This is a genomic window from Vibrio sp. 10N.286.46.A8 (genome assembly GCF_041470165.1).
GTDB lineage: Bacteria > Pseudomonadota > Gammaproteobacteria > Enterobacterales > Vibrionaceae > Vibrio > Vibrio tasmaniensis_A.
In genome coordinates, this window is record NZ_JBFRLX010000024.1 from 1 (window position 1) to 9,441 (window position 9,441).

General features: G+C 42.0%; 5 protein-coding genes. All 5 read left to right on the forward strand.

Features of this window, described 5'->3' with window-relative positions:
* The first annotated feature begins 282 nt into the window (after window positions 1-282).
* The 5 genes from AB4232_RS03125 (at window position 283) to AB4232_RS03145 (ending at window position 9,170) form a co-directional block, all read left to right on the forward strand.
* A complete protein-coding gene (locus tag AB4232_RS03125) occupies window positions 283-4,575 on the forward strand; it encodes an ATP-binding protein (RefSeq protein ID WP_102257348.1) in 4,293 nt (1,430 codons plus the stop codon).
* Window positions 4,572-5,777, forward strand: a complete 1,206-nt coding sequence (locus AB4232_RS03130) for an EAL domain-containing protein (RefSeq protein WP_012603664.1) — start codon at window positions 4,572-4,574, stop codon at window positions 5,775-5,777. Before AB4232_RS03125 ends, AB4232_RS03130 begins: the two co-directional genes overlap by 4 nt.
* 103 nt (window positions 5,778-5,880) lie before the next feature.
* Window positions 5,881-7,500 carry a methyl-accepting chemotaxis protein gene (locus AB4232_RS03135; protein ID WP_009846436.1) on the forward strand — a complete coding sequence of 540 codons (1,620 nt, stop codon included), beginning with the start codon at window positions 5,881-5,883 and terminating at the stop codon, window positions 7,498-7,500.
* Window positions 7,501-7,512: 12 nt separating this feature from the next.
* Window positions 7,513-8,763 carry a hypothetical protein gene (locus AB4232_RS03140; protein ID WP_122046838.1) on the forward strand — a complete coding sequence of 417 codons (1,251 nt, stop codon included), beginning with the start codon at window positions 7,513-7,515 and terminating at the stop codon, window positions 8,761-8,763.
* Between the two features lie 11 nt (window positions 8,764-8,774).
* Window positions 8,775-9,170, forward strand: a complete 396-nt coding sequence (locus AB4232_RS03145; protein ID WP_017104256.1) for a phosphate ABC transporter substrate-binding protein — start codon at window positions 8,775-8,777, stop codon at window positions 9,168-9,170.
* Window positions 9,171-9,441: the final 271 nt, after the last annotated feature.

A 9,441-nucleotide genomic window follows, 5' to 3' on the forward strand; every position in this document is an offset into this window, starting at 1 on the left:
CCCCCGCAGCCGATCAAAGCTATAGGTAATATAATTGCACTGATATGTAGAAATTTAATCATTGTTATGGGACCTCATATAACATCGGGGAGACCAACCTAGTAGCTGATTGGGTTATTAAGCTTTGTATCAACTGCTTACAATTCATTTTATAAGTCATACTGCCAAAACGGAGCAACCGATTGCGTTAAACAGAAGTTCCATATTGTTCAGTGCAAATTGGTGAGTCGAGACTGTGAATAAGATATAAGGTGCACTAATTAATAAAACTCTAGGTTATTCATGTTCCGCGCTTTTAATCTACTTTCTCTAATTATCCTGGCTTCTTCCGTATCTTTTTACGTTAAGGCTAGTGGTTCGATTACCATCGGAGTTCAAACCTCAGGATTTTCTCCGTACGTTGTTGTCCAAGAGGGGGAGGTTTCGGGATTATTGCCTGAATTGACCGGTTTCTATGCAGAGCGTGAGTTGAATGGCTTGGAGTTTGTCGGTTTTCATTCTCCGTCGGATCTAAATAACGTACTTAAAACTGAACAAGTTGATGCCATTATTACGGCTGAACAAAATGTTTCTAGTAGCGGTGTTATTTACTCTAAACCTATCTTATCTAGTCGAATGGTTAGCCTAAGTAGTGAGCCTATTGAAAGCCACTTATTAATGAAGGGACGAAACCTGGCTTATTTTGAAGACTCGAGTAACGCGTCTTCTGTGAAATCGCTTCTCCCATTTTCTTCTTTTAAGTCATATTCATCCTATCAAACCGCGATTGCTGCTGTAGCTCGAGAGAATGCGTTAGCCATTGTTGATGATGGAGTGTTACTGCACAACAAGTTAATGAATAGCCCCTATGAGTTATTTTTGTCGGTCAACTTACATGATGGTTTACCCTTAAATAATTATGTTATTGCCTTGCTGGATACGCCTGAAAATAGGAAGTTGCTGGGTATTATCAATAACGCTATAAACCAAGATAACTCAAGCAAGCTTGTTAATATTCGCAAAAAGTGGTTGAACGAAATACAAAGGCGTCTTCTGTTAGTCGTTAGTAAAAACAAGCTGCTATTAACTGAAAAAGAACAGCAGTTCCTTCTTCTTAATCCGAACATATATGTATCATCGACGGCAGACTCTAAGCCTATATCTTTCATGAATAGTGAAGGTAAGCCTGATGGTATTTCGATTGATATATTGAGTGAAATATCCCGACTTACGGGGTTAAACTTTATTTACGACAACGACCTCGATTTACAGGGCAACCAAGCTCATCCAGTTTCTCTTCCAGTAATTCATACTAAGGCGACACCTTCTACTGGTGACGATGAGCATCACCTCTATTCTAAGCCTTTCATGGTTGAGCCGTGGGCACTGGTTGGTAAAAGTGATACGAGTAAATTGGCGGTATTCGGTGAGTTAACGAAGAGCTCCGTTATTGGAACTATAAACGACAGTGTCGGAATAGAGCTTGTGAAACGCTATTGTGAGGCTTGCCCAATTAAGACCTATAGCTCTGAGTTGCTTTTGCTCGATGCCGTGGATACAGGAGAGGTAGACTCAGCGATGCTTTCGCTCTATTTAGCGTCTCCTCTATTACAGGGCCAGTATTCAGGGTACTTACGCGTAACAAGCCTGCTATCTAAAGACAACGATATTCCAGTCGCCTACAGTGTCGAAGCCGACCAAGAAGTGCTGAACAATATTATTAACAAAGCGCTGTTCGCCATACCTCATCACAAGTATCAGCAGATCAAGAAGCATTGGTTGGATGTGTCTTATGAATCAGGCGTGGATACGGCAGATGTTATCTTGGGTGCTGCCATTTTAATCTCTGTAGCATCGGTGCTCATTATGCTTGTAATGGCATGGAGTTGGAAACTAAGACGTGAAGTTGAAGATCGAAAGCGAACTGAATCCGCTCTCAAACATCAAGTGGAGTTCGAGCGTTCATTGTTGGACGCAATGCCGTTTCCTATTGTTGTGCGTAACTTGGATAACCAGATAATCAGTCTGAACAGTGCCGCGCAGCAGCTTACTGGTTTTGAGTTAATCGAAGGAACTATCGTTAATAACTCCGATGAAGACACAATGATCCATCACGGGGTTGTTTTGCCTCGCTTAGAAAAAGAAGTCGTTTCGCCGCAAGGCAGTAAACACTACGCGTATTGGAAGTGCCCTTATATCTCCAACGGGAATATCGAAGGCTCAGTGACCATTCTTGATGATCTTACTGAGCTTTACGAAGCGAAAAAAATTGCAAAAAGTGCCGATGACCGAGTACAGAAACTGGCGAACAATTTGCATGGCGCGGTTATACAGCATATTCAGCCCAAACGAAGTCTTCACGATATTGAATTCGTCTTTATTAGTAATGGGGTAGAGGAGCTTTTAGGGCTTACTCCTGCTCAATTGCGCCGCTCTCCAATTAGTTTTTTCGCACCGCTTAATGCTCAGGATCGTCGAACCTTAATTAAGAAGGTACGTAGTGGAAATAAAGAGGGAAAACTAAGCCTCGATATTGGAGTGAATATTGATAACCAAAACCGATGGCTCAATTTGCAGAGCAAGATTTCTGATCTTGGCGATTATTATGAATGGGACTCTGTTCTTACTGATATAACAGAGCTTAAACAACAGCAAGAAGAGCTAACACAAGCAAGACAAAGTGCTATCGCCGCAACTGAGGCCAAGTCTCGATTTTTGGCAAACATGAGTCATGAAATCCGCACTCCATTGGGAGGGATTGTTAGCTTGTTGGAATTGTCTGAGCAATATGAAGTTGGTTATGAAGTTCAGAAAATCCATACAACGCTGAGTCAGTCGGCGAATAACCTACTGCATATTGTTAACGATATACTCGATTTCTCGAAAATTGAAGCCGGTAAGCTGACCCTAGATTATCAGCCTGCAAGTCTAGATACATTGACTCTTAGAGTGACTCAGTTGCAGGCGAGGCAAGCTCACGCCAAAGGGTTACAGTTCAAATTTTGGTTAGACCCTGAGTTGAATGATTTAGTCTTAATGGATGACATTCGTATTGGGCAAGTTCTGAATAATTTGTTGAGCAATGCCATTAAATTTACAGAATATGGAACCGTAGGTTTAGCGGCAAAGTTACTCGACCTGGATGGTGAACAGCAACAAATTTGTTTCGAGGTGTTTGACAGTGGCATCGGTATCAGTGAAGAACACATTCGAAACCTATTCCAACCTTTTGTTCAAGCCGATGAAGGAACCACGAGGAAATATGGTGGTTCAGGCCTTGGTTTGACTATCTCGAAGCAACTTATTGAACAAATGGGTGGGAGTCTTAACGTAACGAGTAAGATCAACATTGGTTCAACGTTCTCTATTACGCTGCCGCTTAAAACGCTCGCTGAAAATAACAGGGCGGACATGAATGGCAAGGTGGCGCTACTTACCAAAACGTTCATGCAGCAATCTGAATTAGAGAACTATCTAACATCTTGGGGTATTAAGGTTATCTCAAAGAATGTTCAGGTGACTAAAGAGCTCGCACACTGGGTCGATACCATTGAGCCTGATTTTGTGTTTATTCCTCATGAGCTAGATCAGAGCATTGATACGTTCGCCGAAAGCGTGCAGTTTATTTGTGTCAGTGAACAAGGAATGCTTTCGCCTGCGCCATGCAAATTGGGCTGGAATCTGTCAGCAAACCCATTGTTGCCTTCGCAGTTGATGCACTGTTTGCACAACTGTCCTGCGTTTGTGGAAGATATTGTCCAAGATGATAATAATCTGAAATTGAGTACTGAGTCGCGTGAGTCTGCCAAACAGAATCAAAGACTTATCTTAATAGCGGAAGATCACCCAATCAATCAACAGATAATTCTTCAACAAATTGAGCAATTAGGTTTCCATGCCGACATGGTAGATAACGGCAAGGAAGCACTTGTTGCCTTAGATAATGAAGATTATGGGCTGCTAATTACCGATTGCCACATGCCTGAGATGGATGGGTATGAGTTAACAAGGCAGATCCGAGTAAAAGAGCAGAGCCAAAACCAACCTCGTCTTCCGATCATTGCGTTAACCGCAAACGCTGTACAAGGGGAAAATGATAAGTGCTTTGAGATTGGTATGGATGACTTCTTATCAAAACCAACCAAATTAAGGGTGATTGGCGACACCATAATCAAACATCTTGATAAGGTGCAATCTGTTGTCGATAAGCCTTGTATTAGTTCCTCGGAGCCTAAAAGTGAGCCGAGCTCTGCTCCGATTGATCTCGCCAACTTAACCGAATTGTTTGGTGACCAAGATCTCGTCATGCAGATCATCACTGACTTTATCAAGAGCCATCAAGCTGACATGCCTCTGCTTCAAGCTGCGTGCAAACAGCGAGATCTCGAAGCCATTAAACAGGTAGCTCATAAGATGAAGGGAGCTGCAAAAATGGTAGGCACAGAGGACATTGCCAATCAATTGCAAACAATGGAATTGGTCTCCTTAAGTGACTTAGATGGTATTCAAGCACATTACGATAACCTCGAACAGCTGACGAACCAATTGAAGACTTATTGTTCAGAATCAATCAAACCATTTAAGGAGCTACCATGAACCAGCATGTTGTAGTGATAGAAGATCACCCTTTTCAATTGAATGTAATGGGGATGGTTTTAAAGAGTTTGGGTATGGAAAATGTCCAACCTTTTGAATGTGGATATAAGGCTCTAGAGTTTATTGAAGCCTCTTCTGTCGATTTGATCTTATGTGATCTGAATATGCCGATGATCGATGGTATCGAACTCCTAAAACGCCTTGCTGAGGCCGATTTTCAAGGCAATATCATCATCACAAGTGCGGAAAGCAAAACAGTGCTCGATGCCGCAAGGAAGATGTGTAAAGCGTTTAACCTGAATTTGCTTGGTGTTCTTGAGAAGCCAATAGCAAAAGAGTCGCTGTCAAAGTTAATTAACCTTAACTCTACAAAAGAAGCGGCTGCTTCTAATTCTAATAGCGACATCGTTATTACGGATGAAGACATAGCAAAAGCGGTAAGCAACCAAGAGTTTATGTTCTATTACCAACCGATAGTGTGTATCCATAGTGGTGAATGGCGAGAAAGTGAATCGCTAATTCGATGGCAGCACCCTCGTTATGGCGTACTCAGCCCTTTTTTCTTTTTGTCTCGGTTACTTGAGTCAGGAAAAATGGGAGAGGTGATGAAGTATTTAATCAATCAAGCGATCAATGAGAAGTCATTTCTCGGAGAGCGGAGATTTGCAATAAACCTGACAGCTAAAGATATTATTGACGGTGATATTGTTGATTATATCTTCGCTTTGATCGACCAAGGTGAACTTGAGACAGAGCAGATAAAATTGGAATTAACAGAATCTGATTTAGTTGAAAGTGTCGCTCTTGCTTTAGCGTCCACCACGAGGATATGCATGCGTGGTATTCCCCTGGCGATTGACGACTTTGGAACAGGTTACTCTTCACTCAAGCAATTAGATGACCTGCCATTTTCAGCACTGAAACTGGATATCGACTTTGTGAAAAACATTCAGAGCAGTCGTTCAAGCCATGCCATTGTTCGCGCTACTCTCTACTTGGCTCACTTATTAGAACTGAGTACGGTTGCTGAAGGGGTTGAGGATCATTCTCTTTGGATGGACATTCGTGAAATCAGTAATGTCGACACATTGGTTCAGGGCTATTTTATCGCTCGTCCAATGCCTGCTCGTAAACTATTAGAGTGGAAAGAAGACTGGGACAGCAAAATTAAAGAGCTGAACTTAATTAAAGAAATTAAATAAGCGGGCTTTGAACATAACGGTAAATTTGTTTAGTGAATGTGTTCGCTATTAAATATGAACAAACGTTACCATCAGCCACAACCAGCGCTAATGAAAAAACCTTATGCTATTGTCTCGCTATATCAACATTAAAGTACAGTTTATTGTACTGCTCTCAATAATATCTCTTAGCCTAGCTGCCATTATCTCAATAAATGTCTTTATTCATAATGATAATAGTCAGCGCCTAAAGCAGTTAGAGTCAAGTTACTACCCTGCACTTGAGCATGCGACGAAAATATATTCTCTTTTACCTAACGTGAAGCAACAGTTCGAAGCTGCTGTCGTGATGGAAGATGAGCAAGCTCTCGATTTTGCACGTCAAATTTCTTCTGAACTGCAAGTTGAAGCGAGTCGTGGTGCCGATGTTTTACCTTCACAAGCGACAGCTTTTAATAAACTGTCACAACAACTAGCAAGGTACACGGATTCTGCGTACGCGCTGAGCGAAGATTTTATTAATCTCAATGACTCTTTCGAGAGCCTGACCTCCAGAGCGAACCAACTTAGCACTGAATATGATTCATTAGTTGCGTTAAGCGAGACGTTACGTGCATCCGCGAGTCAGAAGGTCGTAGACACTATCTTGCACTCTGAAAAAGCCGCAAACGACGCTGCGAATCAATCTATTTGGTTAGGTGTGTTCTTTTTGATCTCTGTGATTTCGGTTGGTTACGCAATATTCAAATCGGTTATTAGCTCAATATTGCTTGTGACAGAAAAGATGAAGGCGATTGCGACTGGGGATGGTGACTTAACGGTACGCATCGACTACGCAGGAAAAGATGAGATATCAACGCTTGTTGAGAGTTTCAATCAATTCATTGAAAAGCTACAAGGCATTATCGCGAGTACGTTAAGCATTGGACACGAGCTTGAGGTTGTCAGCGACAAGATTCGTAGCGAGTCGAATCAAACCTTGGCTCTAAATAGCACTCAACGTGATCACATCGAAGAGGTTACCGAGGCGGTCAATAACATCATCGACCTCATAGAACAAGTTGTTAACTTTGCATCGCATGCAGATTCTCAAGCTCAAAAAGCCAATTCTAGTGCTCAAACAGGAACACAAGTGGTTCTTAAAACGAGTAAAGAAATTGAAGAGCTTGCGACAAACATCCGTGATACGGCCTGTAAGTTGAAAGAACTCGATCAGAATGCAAGCAATGTTGGCTCAATACTAAACACAATACAAAGTGTCGCTGAGCAAACGAATTTATTAGCACTAAATGCTGCAATTGAAGCTGCGCGAGCTGGTGAACATGGCCGAGGCTTTGCTGTTGTGTCCGACGAAGTGCGCGTGTTAGCGAACAATACTCAACAATCAGCAACAGAAATTAATGCCCTGTTGGTCGACCTTAAGTCCGGCTCTAACGCTGCTGTTGGCGCTATGGACCAAGGCTTAGCGAGCTCGTCACAGGCGGTTGGAGACGCGCAAAACGCTGGTGACTATCTATTAGAAATTAGTGGCCAGGTAGAAGAAATTACCGAGCTCAACAAACAAATTGCAAGTACTACAGAGCATCAAGCTCGTGCTTCAAAACAAATCCACACCCATATGGATGATTTTAGACAGTGCTCTCATCAAGTGTCTCAGTCGACAGATCAACTCGAAGCTCTAAGTCACCAACTGAGTGGCATCGTTACAGAGCTGAGTAAATCAACATCACAATTTAAAGTATAACGGAGAACAACAATGACTAACTCCTCTTTTCGCTTATTGCCGTTAGCGGTAGCACTTGCGACTTCATTCGCTGCACACGCTACAGATGAGCAAAAATTGGCTGAGCTTGAGAACAAGGTCGCTATTCTTGAAGCAAAAGAACTAAATTCAGTCGCTGATAAATTTAGCTTCAATGGTTTTGCGTCTTTGAACATGCAACTTGGTAACAATAGCCATGGTTTCATGAAGTCACAAAACAAAGTACGCTTTGATGAAGGTTCTCTAATTGGTTTGCAAGGTGAGTTTGAAGTTAACGACTCTACTTCAGCTGTAGTGCAAATGGTTGCTCGCGGTAACAAGAAAGAAAACTGGACACCGGATGTTGAGTGGGCATTTCTAAGCCATAAAGTAACACCAAATTTGACAGTCCGTGGCGGTAAGCTACGTCTTCCTCTGTTCATGTACTCTGACTACCTAGAAGTGGGTTACGCTCAAACAAGCGTTCGCGTTCCTAGTGAAGTTTATGGTTCTGTGGTTCTTACGTCACTTACTGGTGGTGATTTCATCTATGACGTTGAGTTAGACGACAGCACAGTATCATTCCAAGGTTTCGTAGGTTCACAAAAGCTTTCAGCGTCTAAGCATAGCTACAATGCTGATACGCAGTTTGATGACATCGCTGGTGGTGTGATCAACTGGACAGACGACACTTGGACTTTACGTACGGTTTACGCTCAAGCAGTGGTAAGCTCAACAACAAACTGGAACGTTAAGAATAAGCCACCTATTTTAAACACAACGTTTAACGATGAGAAAGCAAAGTTCTACGGTGTTGGTGGTCGATACGACAACGGTAACCTATCGCTAGTTTCAGAAGTTACTCGTACCACGGTTGAAGGTTTCTATCACGATGTAGATTCTGCTTACCTGACAACGGCTTACCGTGTGAACGAATTCACGCCTTACGTAACTGTAGCGCACATGGAATCGACAGACGATGCAGAACGTAACAACCAGGTTAAACGTCAATACGTAAACATGGTTAAGAACCCAAGTGCTGCTACTAAATATGCTTTCGGCTCTGCAGCCGCTATCTCTAGCAACATGAATATCCAACGCACAACTTACAGCATCGGTACTCGTTGGGACTTTATGCCTAATATCGCGCTGAAAGGTGATGTTAGCTACCTAACCAACTTCGGTTCAACTAATGGTGGTGTTAACGCGTCTTACAAGAACGAAGACAACATCTTGTACACGGTTAAAGTCGACGCTGTATTTTAAGGAAGAGAATTATGTTTAAAAAAGCATTGGTAGCCGCTGCTCTTCTTAGCAGCATGAACGCTTTCGCTGGTTTGGTTGTTGTTGGTAATCCATCAATGAGTGAGCTGGACGCTTCAACAGTTAAAAAACTGTATCTAGGTAAAGCAAAGTCTCTACAGATTGAAGCGGTAGACTTGGAAGACGGTCACCCACTTAAGGGTACTTTTCACCAAGCAATTACAAAGAAAACAGAAGCACAGCTTCAAGCTTACTGGGCAAAGCGAGTATTTACGGGTAAAGGTCAACCACCTAAAGCTGTAGGTCAAGAAAGCTTAGCGAAAGACATGGTCGCTAGCTCTTCAAACAAAATTGCTTATATCGATGACTCTTTAGTTGATAGCTCAGTTAAGGTTCTTCTAAAGCTTTAAGTTTGAGCTATAAAATAAAAGCTTGAGCTGTAAAGTAAAGGCTTTTCGTGTGGCGCTCTAATAGGGCGCCACTCTTACATTGGCTTACATACTGCTCGAACTCTCTTACTTACCGCTTACACTCGCTTGTCAATTCCCTATCTTATTGTTTCATAAGGCAATCTTGCTGGTTGTTTTTTGTTCTATTTTCTAAAAAATCCAAATTTTTTATATTTTTATTCATTTAGTTTGTTTGATATAAAAATGGGCATGTTGAGATTATTTGGTTGAG